This window comes from Acinetobacter sp. YH12120, from assembly GCF_013418795.1.
GTDB lineage: Bacteria > Pseudomonadota > Gammaproteobacteria > Pseudomonadales > Moraxellaceae > Acinetobacter > Acinetobacter towneri.
Genome location: NZ_VPBI01000007.1, coordinates 34902 through 55455, shown reverse-complemented (window position 1 = coordinate 55455; position 20554 = coordinate 34902). Strand labels below are relative to the sequence as shown.

The window sequence follows — 20554 nt, the reverse complement described above, 5'->3', positions numbered from 1 at the left end:
CCATTTGCATTCCCCCCTGAAAACGCTACGATGTAAAACAAGCTGCTGCCACAACCAGAACCCCACTATGCTCGATATTCACGCGAAACTGCCTGCTCAAGGTCTGAGTATTTTTAGTACCATGTCTAACTTGGCACAACAACTGAATGCCTTAAATTTATCGCAGGGTTTTCCCGACTTTCCCCCACCTGCAGCATTACTGGATGCTTTAAGCCAAGCCACACACGCAGGCTTCAATCAATATCCTTTGGGCGATGGTTACTTGCCACTACGCGAACAACTGGCACAGCAATTTTTACAGCGTGATCAGCTAATGCTTGACCCGATCAGTGAAATTACCATCACCCCAGGGGCAACACTGGCTATTTTTAGCATCATGCAAACCGTGCTGCAGGCAGGCGATGAAGTCATTATTTTTGATCCAAGTTATGACAGTTATGCACCCTGTGTAAAATTGTTGGGTGCAAAAACCGTTCATATTCCGCTGCAGGCTCCACATTTTCAGGTGGACTGGAATATGGTCAAAGATGCGATTCATGCCAAAACCCGCATGATCATCATCAACACACCACATAACCCCACAGGCACAGTATGGTCAGCGCAAGATTGGCAGCATTTAATTGATGTTATTCAGGAACATAATATTGTGGTGCTGTCCGATGAAGTCTATGAACATTTGGTCTTTGATGCGCATCAACACCGCTCTGCACTGTCTTTTCCTGAGCTTAGGGAACGCAGTTTTGTCGTGGGTTCCTTTGGTAAAACTTTTCATGTCACAGGCTGGAAAACAGGCTACTGTGCGGCTGCACCTGCCTTAATGCAGCTCTTTCGCCAAGCCTATCAATTTATTAATTTCTGCGGAGTTAGCGCTGTGCAAGTGGCTTTGGCAAATTATATGCAGCAGCACCCTGAACATATTGCAGAACTGGCAAAGTTTTATCAGGACAAACGTGATTTGTTTAATCAAGGCATTGCCAATTCACGCTTTCAATTCAGCCCTGCACAAGGCACTTATTTTCAAAATTTAGATTACAGCAATATCCGTCCCGGCTTAAATGCTGTCGATATGTGCCATTTTCTAGCCGAGCAGCACGGCATTGTCGGTATTCCTGTGTCTGCATTTTATCAAACCCCACCCGATGATTTACGTTTAATCCGTTTCTGCTTTGCTAAAAAAACCGAAACCCTGTTGCGTGCAGGTGAAATTTTATCGGCAATTTAAGCGATGAAGCTCCACTGAAATGTCACTGAGTTACTGAAAAGCTAAGGCTTTTTATGACCAAATCATGCTAGGGTGAAATTTCAAACAACCGCATATTGAAGCGCAGGATTTGGCATGGCAAGACCTCAGGCACTGGTCGATCACCCTCAGCTTTGGAAAACCTTTTTGGTATTTCTATTGCCACTGATTGCCACCAATATTTTGCAAAATCTTTCGGGCACCATTAACACGATTTTTGTCGGGCAAATGCTCGGTGTGGAAGCCATTGCTGCGGTGTCGGTATTTTTTCCCATTATTTTTTGCCTGATGGCCTTTGTGATTGGGCTTTCGGCAGGATCGACCGTGTTGGTCGGGCAAGCGTGGGGCGCACAAAATGTCGAAAAAGTGCGTTGTATTGTCGGTTCGACTTTATTTATGACCCTAATTGGCGGCAGTTTCATTGCCTGTTTGGGGGTGATTTTTGCCGAACAAATTTTAATATTATTAGGCACAGACCCTAAAGTGATGCATCTATCCCTGCCGTATGTGCAATGGATGTTGGCAGGCAGCCCACTGCTGTTTGTTTATATTATTTATACCTCTATTTTACGTGGAGTGGGCGATAGCCTTACGCCACTCATTGCCCTGAGTTTGACTAGTTTAATGGGATTGGTGATTACCCCCATCCTGATTGCAGGTTATTTTGGCTTTCCTCGCTTGGGCATTATTGCCCCTGCAATTGCCACCATTCTGGGCTATCTGGCTGTTTTAATTTTTTTGGTGATTTACCTGAATAAAAAGAATCATCCCTTAAAAATGGATGTGCATCTACTACGTCAAATTCGGCATCAACCCAATTTAAGCAAGGTGATTTTACGCTTAGGGATTCCCACAGGCTTACAAATGGTCACTACCTCTATGGCAGGTTTGGTGATTGTCGGTTTGGTCAATCGGCATGGTGCTGAGGCCACTGCCGCCTATGGCGCAGTTAATCAGGTGTTGAACTATATTCAATTTCCTGCGCTATCTATTGCAATTGCCGCTTCAATTTTTGCTGCACAAGCCATTGGTGCAGGCAAAGCCGAATTACTGGCTAAAGTGACCCGTACAGCCTTAGGCATGAATTTGCTGATTACAGGTATTTTAGTCACCTTGGGTTATTTATTTTCTAAATATCTGATGGCGTTGTTTATTACCGATCCTGCGGTGGTGGTACTGGGTCAGCAGCTCTTATTTATTGTGTTATGGGCCATTTTATTTTTTGGTGCCAGTGCAATTTTTGCCTCCATTATGCGCGCCAGTGGCACGGTCAATGTTCCAATGATCATCAATATTTTAGCGATTGTTTTAATTGAAGTACCGTGTGCTTATTTCTTCAGTCAGTGGTGGGGTTTGCAAGGAATTTGGTATGCCTATGCCTTGGCATTTGTGAGTCTGTGCATCGGTCAAGGTGCGTATTATCAATTTGTCTGGAAGAAAAAAACCATTCAGGTTTTGGTCTGAATGGTCTGTTATATTTGTAAGTTAGATTAACCGCGTTTCTTGCCCAACTTAGTCGCCCATGCGGTAACTTTCTGATAACCCGTTGGAACAATACGCTGGATTAAATCCAAAGTTTTGGCATCATTACCAATCAATAAACGGCGCTTGTCTTTTTGTACCGCTTCTAAAATTTGGCGCGCCGCTTCTTCAGGCGGGCAACGCAATAATTTATTAAAAGCACGTGCCGATTTTTCAGGATTCATGCCCAAAGTGCGCATGCTGTCGTTCATTTTAGCATTGTTGGCAATATTGGTACGAATCCCGCCTGGATGCACGCTCAACGCACTCACACCACAATTTTCCAAATCCAATTCCTGACGCAAAGACTCGGTAAAACCGCGCACCGCAAATTTGGTTGCGTTATAAGCCGACTGCGTTGGCTGTGCAGTTAAACCAAATAAACTGGAAATGTTAATGATATGACCATCTCCCGTTTGTTTGATTAAAGGCAAAAATTCTTTGGTGCCATAGACCACACCCCAGAAATTAATACCAACAATCCACTCCAACTCTTCGTAACTTGCACCTTCTACGGTAGAACCCAACGCCACGCCTGCATTATTAAAAATCATATTGACCGAGCCGTGGTCTCGCACAGTTTCAGCTGCCCATTCGCGCATTTGTTCTAATTTAGAAACATCCACCTTTTTAATGGTCACGCGCACATTACTGTCTTTGAGCAAATCCACTGTTTGCGCCAAACCTTGTTCATTCACATCACTGAGCGATAAATGACAGCCTTGCTTCGCCAATAGAACAGCCAATTGCTGCCCAATACCCGAGCCTGCGCCTGTAATTGCGGCAACTTTATTTTTAAAATTTTTCATGTGATTTCCTTGAGTATGTGGCGTGCACAGTTCAGACCTGCTTGTTGTTTTGTAGGGCTGTGCGATGCGCTGTGGTTTAAATATAATTTTGACAATAAGTATTGTCAATATAAGCCAGTACGAATATCGCAAATGAATCTGAAAACATAGGTTTAACAGATAATTATTGCTAGTATAAAGCCTAATTACGGTTCTTATTTGGCTTAACTGAACATGACAGAACAACTGCCCGTGACTGCAGAAACAGAAAAAACCACCCAGAAACAACAAAAAGAACGTCAGTTTAAAGGCTTGTCTTTAACTGAGCGCAAACAGGCGCGTCGTGAAAAACTGATTGAGGCAGGTATTCAAGCCTATGGCACGCATGGTTTTTTTGCCGTGACCGTAAAAGATATTTGTACCGAAGCCAAACTAACCGAGCGCTATTTCTACGAATCCTTTAAAAAAAGCGAAGAACTGTTTCAGACCATTTTTTTAAAATTGATTGATGAATTACAGCAAAATGTCATGCAAGCCATTATGCAAGCCTCGGCTGATCCTAAAAAAATGATTGATGCAGGACTGACTGCTTTACTGACCACGCTAAAAAATAACCCGCAAATGGCACGTATTATTTATATTGATGCCATGCTGGTGCAAGAACTACATAACCAAGCCACCATTCACGAAACTATGTCGCGTTTTGACCGCATGATTCAGGCCTTTGTCATACTGATGATGCCGCATTTAGACCGCCCCAACCGAGAAATTTCACTGGTAGCGACAGGCTTAAATGGTTATGTCACCCAAATTGCGATTCGCTGGGTGATGAGCGATTTCAAACAATCCATGGAAGATGTCTTGTCTTCTTGCCGTATTGTATTTTTATCGTTATTACAGACCTTTTCGGAAAAAGAGCAAGCTTTTGTGAAAGATTCTTCGACATTGTCATAAAATCGAAAAATATTCATAATATTTTTCAAATTCAGAGGGGTCTGCTGACATTTCATAAATGGCTTGCGCTGTAGGCTAAAACTGAGCAGATCAGGCAGGGAATAGTGGGTCTATTGCCAAGTTTCATAACGCAATCTGAGAAAGTTTTAGCTACAGTCCTTCGGAACGAGCATATTTTTTTGCCGCTATTGCGTTATGAGTCAGTCACTTAGAATAACTAAATTTCCTGCCTCATGCCTTATATCAGCTAAAAATATGCGTCATCGCAAACATAGACGAAGTGTCAGCAGACCCTATTTACTTTGACTGAACCTGTTCAGTTTTTTCATCAAATCGACACTATTTTGTCACAAATTATTGCAAAAATAGCCCATTCAACCCTTTCTGCAATGATACTGTCATAATTAATCTTTGTAATAAGCCTGTCATAAATAAAACGGTCCACCGTTAACATCTATAGGATATTGCGTTGTGAAAGATGACTACATTTTAATCGTCGATGACGAACTTCCAATTCGGGAGATGATCCATACCTCTTTAGATATGGCAGGCTTTCAGTGCTTACAAGCAGAAGATGCAAAACAAGCTCATCAGATGATTGTCGATCAACGTCCAGCGCTTATCTTGCTTGATTGGATGATGCCAGGCGGTGTCAGCGGTGTAGACTTGTGCCGTCGCCTAAAACGCGATGACAACCTTGCTGAAATTCCTGTGATTATGCTCACTGCACGTGGCGAAGAAGATCACAAAGTTCAAGGTTTAGATGCTGGCGCGGACGACTACATGACTAAGCCGTTCTCGACCCGTGAACTGGTGTCACGTATTAAAGCGGTCTTACGTCGTGCCAATGCCTTAAGCGGTGAAAAAACTATTGATGCCAACGGTTTAATTTTGGACCCAGTCAGCCAGCGTGTCAGTTTTGGTGACAATATTTTAGAAATGGGCCCAACCGAATATCGTCTATTGGCGTTCTTTATGACGCACCCAGAGCGCGCTTACACCCGAGCGCAATTGCTTGACCAAGTCTGGGGCGGCAATGTATATATTGAAGACCGAACTATTGATGTGCATATTCGTCGTTTACGTAAAGTTTTAGAACCGTATGGCGTAGACCGTTTTGTACAAACGGTACGTGGTACAGGCTATCGCTTCTCGACACGTGCGGATGTTGCTTTAGGCTAAAATTATTTTATGTACGAACCTTACCCAGTCCCTGAACTCGCCCGTGACCTCAAACAAGTTCGTTACAGCAGTTTATGGACTTTTGCCAAACAAGATTTTCGTTTATTGGCCTTTTTCCTAATTATTGCAAGCTTGATTGGTTTTGGGATTGGGTATTTTTGGATTTGTATTAGCCTCGCCTTTTTGCTGTCTTTTCTTCAGCAAATGCGCTCCCTCTATTTAGTTAATGATTGGATTTCCAATCGTCCTTATGATGTGCCGCCAAATCTGCATGGTATTTGGGGTGCATTACTGTTCAATGTTTATCGCTCACAACGTCAGGAACGTATCGTTCAGGCCAAAATGGTCGGGTTGATTGATCGCGCCCAGTCTTCATTGGTGGCGTTGGATGAAGCCGTGATGCTGATTGATGAAAATCATCAAATTGAATGGTGGAACCCTGCTGCTGAAAAGCTATTGGGTATTCAGCCTTTAGACCGTGGACGCAACATCCTCACTATTTTGCGCCAACCTAGTTTTATTGAATATTTTAATCATATTGATCAAGCACCTGACGGTTTAAAAATGAAATCTAGCGTGCATGAAGGGCAATATGTGCAAGTCAAAATGACTCAGTTTGGTGGCGATAGCCGTTTGTTATTTGCTTACGACATGACGCGTATGCATAACCTAGAACAAATGCGTAAAGACTTTGTCGATAATATTTCACACGAATTACGCACTCCGCTAACGGTGCTGAGTGGTTATATCGAAACCTTTACCGATCAGGAAGATATTAACCCGCGTTGGAAACGTGCTTTTGAGCAAATGCAGTCACAAACCCGACGCATGAACGCTTTGGTAAATGACCTGCTGCTGCTGTCGCGTCTGGAAAATGAAAAAACCATTGCCAAAAATCAAATTATTGAAATGCCAAGTTTAATGAATCAATTATTTGACGATGCACATGCCTATAACGTCGATTATGGACATACGCTCAACTTAAATATTGACAGTCATTATGATCTGATTGGTTCAGATGTAGAATTGGCCAGTGCCTTTAGCAACCTGATCACCAATGCGATTAAATATACCCCGAAAGGTGGGACGATTACCATTGGCTGGCATGATGATGGCAATCAAGGTTATTTTACTGTGGAAGATACAGGCATCGGGATTGATCCGAAACACTTACCACGCTTAACCGAACGCTTTTATCGTGTAGACAGCGCACGTAGCCGACAAACAGGCGGTACTGGTTTAGGTTTAGCAATTGTGAAGCACGTTTTGATGCAGCATAATGCACACTTAGAAGTCGAATCTAAAGAAAATCAAGGCTCTATATTTAAAGTCGTGTTCCCAAAAGAGCGTTTGTATTACGAAACTTAAGCGCTGGTTGAGCTAAAATAGACAATAAATTACAGATTTAAAAAACAAAAAAACGCCAAATTACTTTGGCGTTTTTTATTTCTTTATTCACATATTTTATTCAGCAGAAACGATATGTCCCAGGGCTTTCCCCATTTCCACTACAGAATTGGCTTTGAATTCAGCATCCCACTGCATTTTATTTTCTTCAAACAAAACAATCGCGGTTGAACCCAAATAAAAACGTCCTAATTCTGCACCTTTTTCAAGGAATAATTGGTGCTGATTCAGCTCCAAACGCCCTGATGGTTTCACTTTGCCTGTCGCCACGGTTTCAATGCCCGCCACAATCATGGCACCCACCAAAACAACCGCCATACGACCCAATTCGGTATCAAACAAACACACCATGCGCTCATTGCGGGCAAATAAACCCGGAATATTTTCGGCTGTGGTTTGGTTCACCGAAAATAGCTCACCTGGCACATAAAGAGTTTCAGTCAGTGTGCCTGCAAACGGCATATGCACGCGGTGATAATCTCTCGGAGATAAATATACCGTGGCAAACTGACCATTTTTAAATGGTTCTGCCAGTTGCGGGTCGGCAATTAAATTTTCAACAGTAAATTGCTGGCCTTTGGCTTGAAAAATAGCGCCATCTTCAATTTTACCCAATTGCGAAATTGCACCATCTGCAGGCGATACAATGCTGCTCGGATTGCTGTCAATTTCACGTACGCCCTGCTTTAAAGAACGGGTGAAAAATTCATTAAAAGATTTATATTTCAAGGCATTGCTTTGCTCTGCCAATGACATATCAATGCCATACTGGGCTTTAAATGCCGTAATAACCGCATTTTTCAGTACAGGATGCTCGCTAGCTGCAAGTTTACCTACAACACGTGATAATTGATGTTGTGGCACAACGCGCTGTGCCTGAATGAAAATTTGTTTTTTTAAACGTGATGTGAGGCTCAAGACGGCAACTCTCCAGTAATAACAGGACTGTCAGGGCGGTTGCCCCATTCACTCCACGCACCATCGTAGGCCTGAATTTGCCAACCCAGTAATCTTCCTAAAATATAGGCCAGACCTGAACGGTGATGTGACTGACAATACACCACTACAGGTTCGTTGAGATTAAATCCGAGTTGTTCCAGACGCTGTCGTGTGCGTTCTAAGGGATGCAATTTTAAATGATTTTCACGATTAAGGGCAGTACTCCATTCAAAATGCAATGCCCCTGGTATGTGACCACCGCGTCGTGCAGCCAAACGCAGCCCTGTATATTCGTCTACAGTACGGCAATCCCACAGTTGTACCGACTGGTTTTGGTACTTTTCTAATAGCTCATCATATTGAATACGATACTGATTTTGCGCTACAACAGGAGCAAGTGTACTGACAGGTTTCAGTGATTCAACTTCAGAAGTAGTCGGTAAACCTGCGGCCAACCAAGCATGAATACCGCCATTCAGCAAACTGGTATTTTCAAAGCCCAAACAGTGCAAGTTCCAGATCAAACGCCCTGCCCATGCACCGCCTTCATCATCATAAGCCACCACATGATGCTCAGGCGAGATATTCAAATACTGAATCAGCTCCTGCAAGGCTTCAGGTTCTGGCAATAGACCTGAAGTATCTTCATCCTGACGTAACAACATGCTCGGTTTGACCTGTAAGGCATGCGGCAGATGCAATTGCTCATACACCGAATTACGGCTTAAATCGACAATGCGTAATTTGTCATGTCCTAAAACGGGGACTAAATCTTCTGCTTCAATCAGCAGTCCAAAATCGAATGGTGAAGCGTTCATTTTTATGCTGTTCAGTCTGGTTGGCAATCCACTTTAACTTAGTATAGGTCATTTTTGGGCACATGCTGTTTTTTTCATAACTTTCTCAGAATTTTAACAATCACATGCTTTAATCTAGAAAAAAACCGAAGATTTTCTTCGGTCTTTTTTCAGTTTTTTAGGCTTGTTGGTCTTTAAACTGGTGCCTGAATATCAAAAACTTGGCGCAAATATGCCAAGAAGGTGTCATTATCGGTCATGGTTTTACCCGGACTATCGGACAATTTCGCCACCGACTGACCATTACATTCCACCAATTTCAACACAATATTTAGCGCAGTTTGCCCCATATCATTGGTTAAGTTGGTACCAATCCCAAAACTAACCTGAAAACGGTCTTTAAAATACTGATGCAAGGCCCATGCTTTTTCGACATTTAAGCCATCACTGAAGGTCAGCATTTTAGTTTTACTGTCAATTTTTAGCTTTTTATAATGTGCATAAGCTTTATCGCCCCACACATACGGGTCGCCACTGTCATGTCGCAAGCCATCAAATAACTTGGCAAAATACAAATCAAAGTCACGCAGGAAAGCATCCATCCCGACCACATCAGTCAAGGCAATGCCTAAATCACCCCGATATTCTTGCACCCAAGTTTCTAGTGCGGCTTTTTGGAAGTCACGTAAACGTACATCTAGCGCCTGAAATGCCTGTAAAAACTCATGTGCCATTGTCCCAATTGGGGTAATGCCTAATTCTTTAGCCAACAGTACATTACTAGTACCACGAAACACTTCAGGTACAGCTTGATGAAAAGCCGCAATCACGTGCTTTTGCCATGCAAAACTATAACGGCGGCGCGTACCAAAATCTGAAACCAAAAATGGTGGATCTTCAGGCAGTTGCTGCTGTTGGTAACTTTGAATCAGGGCAATTTTTTGCTGTAAACGGCGCTCACCTTCTGCCCAAACCTCATCATTACGGATGCGCTGAAAATACAGTTCATTGACAATTGCCAGGACAAAAATCTCGAACATCATGGCCTGTACCATCGGGCCTTCTACCCGAATATCCAAACGACCTTGCGCATCAATACTGGCGTGAATAAAACGACGCTTGAGCTGAAATAATTCTAAATAATCGACAAAGTCACTTTTAATAAAGCGTAAATTACGCAAATACTGCAATTCATCTTCTTTAAATTTCAACTGACACAAATGATCAAGCTGCGCATTCAACTCAGCTAAAATATCGCTCAGTGGATACGCGGTATCTTCAAGATTACGGCAGCGGAATTGATACACACTGTGCGTTTGCGGAAATTTATGCAGCACCACCTGTAACATGGTGAATTTATATAAATCAGTATCGAGCAGAGATTGAATAATGGGGGTCATAGGGATCATCATTTCGCGGTACTTCTTGCATTAAAGCATACTTTATTCAGCAAAAAAGGGCTTTTATCGACAATCTTGTTACAACTTTGCTGAAGTGTAGCCTTCCCAAGATATTTTACCTCTCTGCGGGCAGCTACCGTTCTGATGCTTTCGTGATTGATGTTAATGCACGCCAAAGTGCCTAAGTTTGCTACAATCTGCAGCCATCCCCCACACTGAGAAAATTAGTCCCCCATGCGCGCATTATTACAACGAGTTCTTGAAGCCAAAGTCGTGGTCGATGGTGAAATCACTGGCGAGATTCAACAGGGTATTTTGGTATTTTTGGGCTTAGGCAAAGACGATAATTTTGAGAAAGGCAAAAAGCTGATTGATAAAATTTTAAAATATCGTTTTTTTGATGATGAACAAGGCAAAATGGGTTGGAATGTCAGTCAGGCCAATGGCAGTGTGTTATTGGTTTCACAATTTACCCTCATGGCACAGACTCAAAAAGGTTTACGTCCTGATTTTGGCCCTGCGATGCCCCCAAACGATGCCAAAGCGCTGTATGAACAATTGGTGGACTATGCCAAAAGTCAGTTTGACAGGGTGGAAACAGGTATTTTCTCTGCCGATATGAAAGTGCATTTGGTAAATGACGGGCCTGTGACTTTTTGTTTGGAAGTCGAGTAAATCACATATAAAAAAACCTCTGTCAAAAATTGATCAGAGGTTTTTGTTTGGGTCTGAGCAGCTTATTTACCCGTTTTTTGTTTAATAAACTGGCGTGCCATTTTAATTTTTTCTTTTACAGGTTTTGGTAGTTTAGGTGGAATCAATTTCGCTGCTTGGTTAAACCACACCAATAAGCCAAAATCACCTTCCATTTTAATGCTGCCATTTTGCATGCCTGTCATAAATGCAGTTGGATCACCTTTCATTAAGGTTTTTACGCCTTGCTCGCTGTCTGCAAACTGCAAAATAAAATCGGCTTTTTCTGCATCGCCCGCCACAGTGTCAATATGTCCATTGTTGACAATAATTTGACGCGCCATACCCAAGTCTGTGCCAATTTGAATACGGAACTGGCGTTCATGCACCAACTCAATAAATTTTGGACTGGTACGTGCCAGTTGTTTCATACGCAATGCCAAACCTGCCACGAGAAGGTCAAGTGGATCGGTGCTGACATCAACCAAAGGAAGTTTGACCACAGGAATTGCAGAAAGTTTCATGACAGTGAAGCCTATTGTAATTGTTGGATAATGAACAGACTCATCCTATCACAACTCCCGCTTTTTGCTGCAAGGCTTTGTATAACAATCTTTAGGAGGGTGTTAAAATTTTGTCGCTGTTTGGATGGCGCAAACTGCCGTACAGATAAAGCAAAAAAGATGCAAACCAGTTGCATCTTTTTAAAGTTTTTGAATTTAGTCTGTACGATTTAGCGGCTTGAGCACTGCTGCTGATCGTCTTCATAGACTGGGGTATGTTCGATATAGCGACGTTTTGCCAAAGCACGCTCTGCCCGACGGTCTTCTCGTAATAATAATAAAGTCACCAAAGTCATCGCCAAGAAAATTGCCGACAAGTAACTGTAGGTAATTGGCAGTTCAAATACGCTTTGCACACTGTAGCGCACCACTTCCAATAAACCCCAAAACACCATACCTGCCAACATAAAGTTTAACCAGCGACGATAAGGCGAAAAGAAAACAGCAATCAACGCAGCTGCGACGAGGCTTAAGCCTACAATGGTCGCTAAATTCGCTGTTAGCATAAAAACCTCCGTCTAAAGATGCAGCCTCTTTTTGAATTGGTCTGCGACTTCAAATACCGTTTAAATAAATAATGGATGTCGATTTAAATTCTATGTCTGCATTATGCTGCGTTTTCTAGATAAAAAAAGACTTGTATTTTTATAAAGCGACACACCTTGTCGCAATATTATATTGTCATTACATTTTTTAAATTTTGTAGTTTTCGGGAAGCTAAGCTAGCTCTTTATTCGCGTGTCATTACAAAAAAACACCTTATTTTTTTGCCTTAAAAAATATTTTTTTCATTCAATGCTGTTGCGGTTTTTATCGACAGTTTTTGTTTACCGTTCATCGTTATCTGCTGATTATACAAACAAAAAACGCAGCATGACTGCTGCGTTTTTTTCATTGAATTGTCATATTAGGCACGGTTCAAGTCTTTGTCATGCACGCCCAATAAGTACAGCACACCATCTAAGCCCACGCTTGAAATGGCTTGATTGGCGTTTTGACGTACCAACGGTTTAGCACGGAACGCCACACCTAAACCTGCAATAGAAAGCATTGGTAAGTCGTTCGCACCATCACCCACCGCAATGGCTTGTTCCAAAGAAATCCCCATTTTGTCTGCCAGTTCACGTAGCAATAATGCCTTACGCGCACCATCCACAATGTGACCTTTTACTTCGCCTGTAACCATGCCATTTTCCACATCTAGAATGTTGGCATGCACTTCATCAATCCCCAATTTTTCCTGCAGATATTCTGCGAAATATTGGAAACCGCCCGACAAAATAGCGGTGCGATAACCCAAAGATTTCAGGGTTGAAATCAGGCGTTCAGCACCTTCGGTCACGGTCAGACGTTCGGCAATTTTAGGCAACACAGCAGCATCTAAACCTTTGAGCAATGCTACGCGCGCGCGGAAACTTTGCTGAAAATCCAGTTCACCCTGCATGGCACGTTCGGTAATGTCCGCCACCTGATCGCCCACACCTGCCTCAATCGCCAACTCATCAATCACTTCTTGTTCAATGAGCGTTGAGTCCATGTCAAAACACACCAAACGGCGGTTACGACGGTAGGCATTGTCTTCTTGTACCGCGACATCCACACTCAGTTCATTCGACAGGCTTAAACACGCAGCACGCATGGCAACTGCATCTAGCATTTGTCCACTTAATCCAAACTGAATGCAAGCACGTTTAGGTTCATCTTCGGCTACATTAAGCTGTGGGCGACCCGACAAACGGGTTACAGTTTCAATGTTAAAACCTTGGCTAGATACAATATGCGTGACCGCCTGTAAATGTGAGGCATTCAGCTCTGGTGCCAGTGCAGTCACGATATAACGGGTACGACCGCCTTCTTTGACCCATTGCTCATATTCAGTTGCAGAGATTGGTTTAAAACGCACAGTTAAGCCAATATCATGTGCTAAAATCAGAATCTCCTTCATGGCTAAAGCAGTTGCAGTCTGGTCTTCTGATGCAACAACAATACCTAAAGTCAGTTGATTATGAATAACAGCTTGGCCAACATCTAAGATTTGTAAGGAATGAGCGGACAATACCTGCATTAATCGAGTAAACTGATTAGGTTGGTCAGGTCCTAAAAATGATATAAGAATGATTTCTCGCATGAATTGACTCGGGTCTGAGCTACAACTATTGTGAGAATCATAATCTAAATTGAATATAAATGCCTTGGAAGTTTTACCTTGAATGCGCCTAGACAAGGGCTATTTGCTAGCCTATTGATTGTAAGTTTTGCTTTTCACACCTTTTTATTGGTGCTTGCAACAACACACCAATTAAATGAAAACCGCGCCAATCAGGGGCAGTTAATGACCAGCCAACTGGTCACAGACAGCCTTTCTGAGCTGGAACCTGCCAATACAGTATCACTGGCATTATTGGTGAATCGTTATGCCACCAATCCAAGCATTGCTTCTATTCGTATTTTAGATGCGCAAAATCAGGTCTTGACGACAGGTGGACAGTCACGTACCCGTGAAGGTGAAGTCTTTGTCCGCGATGCAATCATCAATGAAAAGAAAGTCGGCAGCATTGAAATTACCTTAATTCAGCCAAGTATTGGTGAAATTCTGCGTACCCAATGGTTAGCGACACTTTTATCATTATTGGTTCATGGCTTGTTATGGTTGGCTTATCGCGCGATTGCCCGTCCAAGTCGTAGTGAATATTTAGCACGCATTAATAATGAATCTCGCCTTAAACACGAATTACAATTATTGACGCAAGCCCTTGAACAAGAAAAACATCAAACGGCTTTGGCACTTGCGCAGGCACAGCAACAGCCTAAACCTGTGATGTCGCCTAAAGCAAACAAAGCCATTGAGCAAAGCCAAGAGCAAAACAACATTGCGCTGAATATTCAGTTTTATGACCCGAAACAATTATTAGACACGGTCACGCAAAGTGTGTCTGTGCCTTATTTTAGCTTATGTCAGATTTTCCTGAACAAAAGCATTGAACTGTGCGTACAACACTACAAGTTAAACCGTTCCGACATTCAAACAGTACAACCATTCCATGAAGATGGCGCAACACTCAGTATTGCAGCCAATACACCAAATGCAGCAGCCTGTATGGCCATGATTGGCACGGTGTTCCAGTTATTGTCTGAAGTGCTGTATAAGCGTTATCGTGAAGAAAAGCGTTTTGTGTTGCAAACTCGCAGTGGTTTATCAACCGCAGTCGAAGCCATGCAGTTATCTGCAGTGCAGGCAGCAGAGCGTTTGGTGCATCAATTATCTGCTCGTGAAAATGCAGTGCATTTACCGAATGAATTACTAGATGAACTGTCTACGCATTATGAATTGGTGAGTATGCCAAATCCGACCAATGTGCTGATGCGCCATGCCTTTATGGTTAATGGCATGGACAGCCAATCGGCTGAGTTGGCGCAAAGCCTGCGAACTGAAATTCTAAAAGGCAAACATTCAAGAGCTTCTTAAAATAATCCATGAGATGCCTTAAAAGCATAAAAACCTGAGTATGCACACATACTCAGGTTTTTTATACTCACAGATGCTAGATCACATCCATTTACTGCAGCCCAATTTACACATTCAACTGCTTCTGCTCGACCAAATACATTTGCGCATTGTGTACAGCAGCCTGCCCCACCACAGCAGCTTTCTGCCATTCGCCATTGGCTTGTAGCTCCCACGCATTTTGATTGTCATGCAAATAACTCAGCAAGCCATCTTCTACAATACGCTGTTTAATTTTCTCATCCAAAATAGGGAAGCAAGTTTCCACCCGTGAAAATAAGTTGCGCCCCATCCAGTCTGCGCTGGCGCAGTACAATTTTTTTGCACCACCATGCTCAAAATAATACACGCGGGTATGTTCCAAAAAGCGTCCCACAATCGAACGGACATGAATACGCTCAGACATACCTTTCACTTTTGGAATCAAACAACAAATCGAGCGGATAATTAAATCGACCTGTACCCCTGCCTGCGAAGCACGGTACAAAGCCGTAATTAACTCAGGCTCAGTCAATGCATTGACTTTAATGATAATTCGGGCAGCTTTGCCTGCTTGTGCAAACCCGATTTCTTGTTCAATCAGTTTGAGCAATTCACTGTGCAAGGTAAATGGTGCATGCAGCAAGTTTTTTAATTTTGCCGATCTGCCCATGCCTGTGAGTTCCTGAAACACCCGATGCACATCTTCACAAATATCAGGATGTGTGGTCATCAAACCATAGTCGGTGTACATACGTGCATTGCCCGCATGATAGTTGCCTGTACCCAAATGCACATAGCGCACCAACTGATCTTGCTCACGACGCACAATCAAAATCATTTTGGCATGGGTTTTATAGCCGACAATGCCATACACCACCACTGCGCCTGCCTCTTGCAAGACGTTGGCGACCATAATGTTGGATTCTTCATCAAAACGTGCGCGTAGCTCGATCACGGCAGTGACTTCTTTGCCATTACGTGCGGCTTCTGCAAGTACCTGCACAATTTCAGAATCTGGGCCACTACGATACAGCGTTTGCTTAATCGCCAACACATTTGGGTCTTTCGCCGCTTCTTTGAGTAAATTAATCACCGGCTGAAAAGAGTCAAATGGGTGATGTAGCAACACATCCTGCTTTTTCAGAATCTCAAACATCGGTTTTTGCTTCCGAAATATTTTTGGAATCACAGGTGCAAAAGGTGGATATTTCAATTCAGGTCGGTCAAAACTACTGGTCAGACGCGACAGGTTAATCGGCCCGCTAATCCGATATAATTGCTGCTCATCTAAATCAAACTCTCTGAGCAAATAATCAATAATATCTTGCGGGCAATCATCTTCAATTTCTAAACGTACCGCACGCCCAAAACGACGTGACGATAATTCATCTTTTAAGGCAACTGCCAAATCATCGACATCTTCGGCCAAAATCAGGTCGGCATTGCGGGTCACTCGAAACGCATAGCAACCTGTGGCTTTCATGCCTGGGAACAGATCATTGATATGCTGCTGAATAATCGCAGTCAAGAAAATATGTTCAGTCGCACTACCTGCCACTTCTTTTGGCAAATTGATTAAACGTGGCAAAGAGCGTGGCGCAGGCACAATCGCCATTTCAATTTCACGTCCAAAAGCATCTTTGCCTTGTAAACTGACAATAAAGTTCAGACTTTTATTGACCAAACGCGGAAATGGATGCGATGGGTCTAGGCTAATTGGCGTTAAAACAGGCTGTACCTGACGGGCAAAATAATCGGCAATCCACGCTTTATGTTTATCCACAATGTCATGGTATTGAATAAAGTGAATCCCTAAACTTTGCAGCTGCGGCAAAATGGCATAATTTAAAGTGTCGTATTGCTGCTTCACCGCCTGATGCACTTTATCAGACAGTTCTACCAAGACCTGTTCAGTCGGAATGGCATCTGGGGTACGGGTAATGGCATTCAAATCGAGTTGCTTCATTAAACCTGCAACGCGAATTTCAAAAAACTCATCTAAATTACGTGAAAAAATAATTAAAAAATTGAGTCGCTCTAAAATAGGTAACTCTGGGTCTAAAGCTTGCGCCAAGACCCGACGGTTAAACTCAATTAAAGAGAGTTCACGATTAAAATAAGTATCAGATGAATGCTGAAAGTGTTCCATATCTTCTCTATGCTGTTTTTAAGACAGTCTGCTTATTTCGCCTCTGTGCAAGGCATGGTAGGTAGATATTATGACAATCATGTTACACCCACAATCAATCGCAGAACATTTCGTCAAAATTGGGTATATGTAAAAAATTGATTTTTATTTATTTTATTTTACATTTAATCTATTTTTATAGCAAAAAGGAAGATTTCGCCCTTCCCTTTCGCGGCCAGTTCGTTATCTAGTTTTAGCCAAGTAAGTGCTGACTTTGTACTCGCTGTACTCCTTGTGCCAACATCTGTTGCCATGCTTGTTCTAAAGAGCCATTTAAATCAATCGCTTTGGTGGCATCTTCAATCACATAGGTGCTAAAACCCAACTCACAGGCATCTATTGCCGTCCACGCCACACAAAAGTCGGTGGCAATGCCCACAATATAAACCGTATCAATTTCACGGGCTTTTAAATAGGCCGCCAAGCCTGTGGTGGTTTTGCGGTCTGCTTCCATAAAGGCAGAATAACTGTCTATTTGCTCGTGAAAACCTTTGCGTATAATCAATTGTGCTGTAGGCAAATCTAAATCTGGGTGTAATTCAGCATCAGCTGTGCCTTGCACACAATGCACAGGCCACAACACTTGCTCGCCATAACTGAGCTGAATCTGCTCATAGTCCTGTTTGCCTGCATGGTTGGCAGCAAAGGACACATGCGTTGCAGGATGCCAGTCTTGGGTGATCACAATGTTCTGAAACACACGTCCCAACGCATTAATGCAGGGAATAATTTGATCGGCATTTGCAACCGCCAAATTACCTCCTGGACAAAAACCATTTTGCACATCAACCACAATCAAGGCATTATTCAGCTGCTGCATGCTGTTTCCTTTCCCATCTTAAACGCTACCCTCAGCATAGCTGAAATTTAAGTCTGAGTTGTATCGCTTTGATAAAAATAAAAAGAATCGTTTTCGGCACAATGTTGATAGTTCGGTAGCTGTAACAATAATTGCCGTACAAAACGTGGATAGATTTTGGCTTTGCGTGCAGTCGCGGCATGAAAATAAAAATAAGGCAGTGGATGCCGAGTTAAATAATTGACCAAATGCTGTCGGGTTAAACGCATCACCTGAAAAGCATCAATACCTGCGTTGACATCTTCATAAGTAGCTTGATCGGCAAATGCCAGCCACGCGTTTTGTTTTGGAGAAGTCCGTGTTGCTCGAAAATGGCGTTTCAGTTCTAAAATAAATTCATATTCAATCAGATACAGCGAAAACTGCTGTTGATCCAACTGAAATTCTGCAATCAATTTTTTCTGCTTCAAATGATACTCTTATATTTACTGTTTTTTAGGACTTATTATACCCTGCTTGCGTCATTGCCACCCAGTAGAACAGGCAGCTTTGCGACAGTACTTGTCACACTTCATTCGAGCATTTTCTCTCAAAAATCAGCGATCAACATACAAAAAAATAGCCTGCAGGTGCAGGCTATTTGGTCTTTCAACTGTTCTCATCCTTTTAAACAGTTTGAATACGACGTACCAATAACAACATGAAAATGGCTGAAATAATAATACATGGAATGGCTGCTGAAATAACCCCAGCCGCACCAAAGCCTGCTGCCAACAACTGACCTGCAATAGCAGGGCCAAGCATTGCGCCTACACGACCAACAGCAGAGGCAACACCGACCCCAGTACCACGTACTTCGGTTGGGTAGACAATACTACCAAAAGCATATAACACGCCCTGACAGCCAATCACAAAAGCACCGACCAAAGCTGAAGCCATATACATTTGCATGAGTGAACCCGCTGCATTTAGAGCAAATAAACCTGCCAAAATACCACCATACATCAATAAAATCACGTAGGCTTTTTTCCAACGGTCGGTCAGCATACCCAAAATTACAGTACCGACTGTCGCACTCACCATGAAATAGAACTGTGCAGTACTGCCTTCTTTACGCGAGAAACCTAATTCCATAAATAAAGATGGTAACCAGCTCAACATGATGTAAACCACCATCAAGGTAAAGAAGTAACTCACCCAAATAAATAAGGTACGCAATAAGTTTTGTGAATTAAACAAATCTTTAAAAGATGCTTTTGGCGCAGCATTTTGTGCTGTGACATCTTTACCTGCCGCTTGTGCTTTTAAGAATTCACGTGATTCTGGCAATAACCACATCATCAATGGAATGACAATAAATGGCAGCAAACCACCCAAATAGAAAATGTTTTTCCAGTTTGAGCCAAAATCTGTACTGGCAATTAAAGATAAAATGGCTGCACCCACAGGCATACCACAATACATCAAGCCCACAGCACGACCACGGTTTTGTGGCGAAACAGCTTCAGATGCCAAAGTAATTAAAATTGGCATGGCTGCCCCTAAACCCGCACCTGCCAAGAAGCGCACCGCCAATAGGCTTTCAAAGCTATTCACCCACACCGTACATAAGGTAAATAAAGCAAAGACTGCTGTAGACCAGATTAATACTTTTTTACGACCAATACGGTCTGCAAAACGTCCGCCAACCAAAGCACCTGGCAATAAACCTAAAATACCCGCACTAAAAAATACCCCAAGCTGCGAGCTGTCTAAACCAAAATGCTCACGGATACCTGCCGCAGCAATACCTGCTGCCTGAATATCCAGACCTTCAATCACTGCAATTAAAAAGCAGATCGCGACGGTAATAACCGCATGCCGCTGATCGCTATGTTGTGTTGATCTATCCATTGGGTCCCTCTACTAGAATTAGATAGCCATGTGAAAGCCTGCATCTTGCGCAGTTTTAAACTGCAGCAATAGCTATCAATAAGTGTTAGACCAAAGTGAATTTTTTCAGATCAGCGCAAACGTGTTGCGCAGCATGTAGAAAAAAACATAGCGAAAAAAACAATAAATCTGGCAAATTACACGCTATTTTCCCGCTTAAAGCAGTAAATTCAGCGCAAGATTTCTCACCATTTAAGAAGTCAGCGACAACATAGGTAGACTTAAAAGCTATTATTCTTAAGAATCAAAAATCAAAATATCCCGATTAAAACAGTCAGATATAAGAGCTATAAGGTCTGAATTGAGCGTTTTTTTATATAAATATCTAGGGTCTGTTGACAATTCATCTATGTTTGCGACGTGAGAGATATATCTCGCAAGATTTTTTAGCTGATATAAGGCATGAGACAGGAAATTTAGTCATTCTAAATGACTGGCACATAACGCAATAGCAGCAAAAAATATGCTCGCCCTGAAAGGCTGTGGCTAAAACTTTCTCAGATTGCGTTATGAAACTTAGCAATAGTCTCGCTATTCCCTGCGTTTCATGCCTGATCTGCTCAGTTTTAGCCTACAGCGCAAGCCATTTATGAAATGTCAACAGACCCTATATTCAGCGTTGTATTTCAAACTTGAGGCTAAAAAAGTGCTGATGAGGGTTGCG

18 protein-coding genes are annotated in these 20554 nt (G+C 42.5%); 7 read left to right on the top strand and 11 right to left on the bottom strand.

All coding sequences use genetic code 11. The features are described from left to right. Positions 1-67 precede the first annotated feature (67 nt). Entirely contained in the window at positions 68-1222 is a 1155-nt protein-coding gene (locus FTU58_RS06660) for a methionine aminotransferase (RefSeq protein WP_180062239.1), read from the top strand. 114 nt (positions 1223-1336) lie between these two features. Continuing rightward, a complete protein-coding gene (locus tag FTU58_RS06655; RefSeq protein ID WP_096901501.1) occupies positions 1337-2704 on the top strand; it encodes an MATE family efflux transporter in 1368 nt (455 codons plus the stop codon). A gap of 26 nt (positions 2705-2730) precedes the next feature. Here the strand turns inward: FTU58_RS06655 and FTU58_RS06650 are convergent, their stop codons facing one another. After that, positions 2731-3570, bottom strand: coding sequence for an SDR family oxidoreductase (locus FTU58_RS06650; RefSeq protein ID WP_096901500.1), 840 nt, complete (start codon positions 3568-3570; stop codon positions 2731-2733). A gap of 213 nt (positions 3571-3783) precedes the next feature. On the opposite strand from FTU58_RS06650, the gene FTU58_RS06645 reads away from it, so the two are divergent. The 3 genes from FTU58_RS06645 to phoR all read left to right on the top strand — a co-directional run bounded on the left by FTU58_RS06645 (position 3784) and on the right by phoR (position 7053). Further along, positions 3784-4503 carry a TetR/AcrR family transcriptional regulator gene (locus FTU58_RS06645; RefSeq protein WP_180062238.1) on the top strand — a complete coding sequence of 240 codons (720 nt, stop codon included), beginning with the start codon at positions 3784-3786 and terminating at the stop codon, positions 4501-4503. A gap of 471 nt (positions 4504-4974) precedes the next feature. Further along, positions 4975-5685 carry a phosphate regulon transcriptional regulator PhoB gene (gene phoB / locus FTU58_RS06640; protein ID WP_004974162.1) on the top strand — a complete coding sequence of 237 codons (711 nt, stop codon included), beginning with the start codon at positions 4975-4977 and terminating at the stop codon, positions 5683-5685. Positions 5686-5694: 9 nt separating this feature from the next. After that, on the top strand, positions 5695-7053 hold the full coding sequence (gene phoR / locus FTU58_RS06635) for a phosphate regulon sensor histidine kinase PhoR (protein WP_180062237.1): 1359 nt from the start codon (positions 5695-5697) through the stop codon (positions 7051-7053). Between the two features lie 96 nt (positions 7054-7149). On the opposite strand, the gene asd is transcribed toward phoR, so the two are convergent. From asd to pncB, 3 genes are all read right to left on the bottom strand, one after another. Beyond that, positions 7150-8010: an archaetidylserine decarboxylase gene (asd, locus tag FTU58_RS06630; protein WP_180062236.1), complete on the bottom strand. Its 861-nt coding sequence runs from the start codon at positions 8008-8010 to the stop codon at positions 7150-7152. Then, positions 8007-8849: a sulfurtransferase gene (locus tag FTU58_RS06625; protein WP_180062235.1), complete on the bottom strand. Its 843-nt coding sequence runs from the start codon at positions 8847-8849 to the stop codon at positions 8007-8009. Before FTU58_RS06625 ends, asd begins: the two co-directional genes overlap by 4 nt. A 173-nt stretch (positions 8850-9022) precedes the next feature. Continuing rightward, positions 9023-10228, bottom strand: coding sequence for a nicotinate phosphoribosyltransferase (gene pncB / locus FTU58_RS06620; protein WP_026438345.1), 1206 nt, complete (start codon positions 10226-10228; stop codon positions 9023-9025). Between the two features lie 234 nt (positions 10229-10462). On the opposite strand from pncB, the gene dtd reads away from it, so the two are divergent. After that, entirely contained in the window at positions 10463-10903 is a 441-nt protein-coding gene (dtd, locus tag FTU58_RS06615; protein WP_004974142.1) for a D-aminoacyl-tRNA deacylase, read from the top strand. Between the two features lie 62 nt (positions 10904-10965). Here dtd and FTU58_RS06610 read toward each other — a convergent pair whose 3' ends face one another. From FTU58_RS06610 to serB, 3 genes are all read right to left on the bottom strand, one after another. After that, on the bottom strand, positions 10966-11445 hold the full coding sequence (locus tag FTU58_RS06610; protein WP_004974140.1) for a hypothetical protein: 480 nt from the start codon (positions 11443-11445) through the stop codon (positions 10966-10968). Positions 11446-11654: 209 nt separating this feature from the next. Continuing rightward, positions 11655-11990 (bottom strand): ciprofloxacin tolerance protein AciT, encoded by a 336-nt coding sequence (aciT, locus tag FTU58_RS06605; protein ID WP_004974137.1) that lies wholly within the window; start codon positions 11988-11990, stop codon positions 11655-11657. Between the two features lie 401 nt (positions 11991-12391). Beyond that, positions 12392-13612 carry a phosphoserine phosphatase SerB gene (serB, locus tag FTU58_RS06600; protein WP_004974136.1) on the bottom strand — a complete coding sequence of 407 codons (1221 nt, stop codon included), beginning with the start codon at positions 13610-13612 and terminating at the stop codon, positions 12392-12394. 78 nt (positions 13613-13690) lie between these two features. On the opposite strand from serB, the gene FTU58_RS06595 reads away from it, so the two are divergent. Continuing rightward, positions 13691-14950 (top strand): hypothetical protein, encoded by a 1260-nt coding sequence (locus tag FTU58_RS06595; protein ID WP_180062234.1) that lies wholly within the window; start codon positions 13691-13693, stop codon positions 14948-14950. A gap of 106 nt (positions 14951-15056) precedes the next feature. Here FTU58_RS06595 and ppk1 read toward each other — a convergent pair whose 3' ends face one another. From ppk1 to mhpT, 4 genes are all read right to left on the bottom strand, one after another. Further along, positions 15057-17120, bottom strand: coding sequence for a polyphosphate kinase 1 (ppk1, locus tag FTU58_RS06590; RefSeq protein WP_131261229.1), 2064 nt, complete (start codon positions 17118-17120; stop codon positions 15057-15059). Positions 17121-17352: 232 nt separating this feature from the next. Further along, complete coding sequence (gene pncA, locus FTU58_RS06585; RefSeq protein WP_104852749.1) at positions 17353-17979, bottom strand: bifunctional nicotinamidase/pyrazinamidase; 627 nt, start codon at positions 17977-17979, stop codon at positions 17353-17355. Positions 17980-18026: 47 nt separating this feature from the next. Then, positions 18027-18428 (bottom strand): hypothetical protein, encoded by a 402-nt coding sequence (locus FTU58_RS06580; RefSeq protein ID WP_131261230.1) that lies wholly within the window; start codon positions 18426-18428, stop codon positions 18027-18029. Positions 18429-18624: 196 nt separating this feature from the next. Next, positions 18625-19851, bottom strand: a complete 1227-nt coding sequence (mhpT, locus tag FTU58_RS06575; RefSeq protein WP_131261231.1) for a 3-(3-hydroxy-phenyl)propionate transporter MhpT — start codon at positions 19849-19851, stop codon at positions 18625-18627. Positions 19852-20554: the final 703 nt, after the last annotated feature.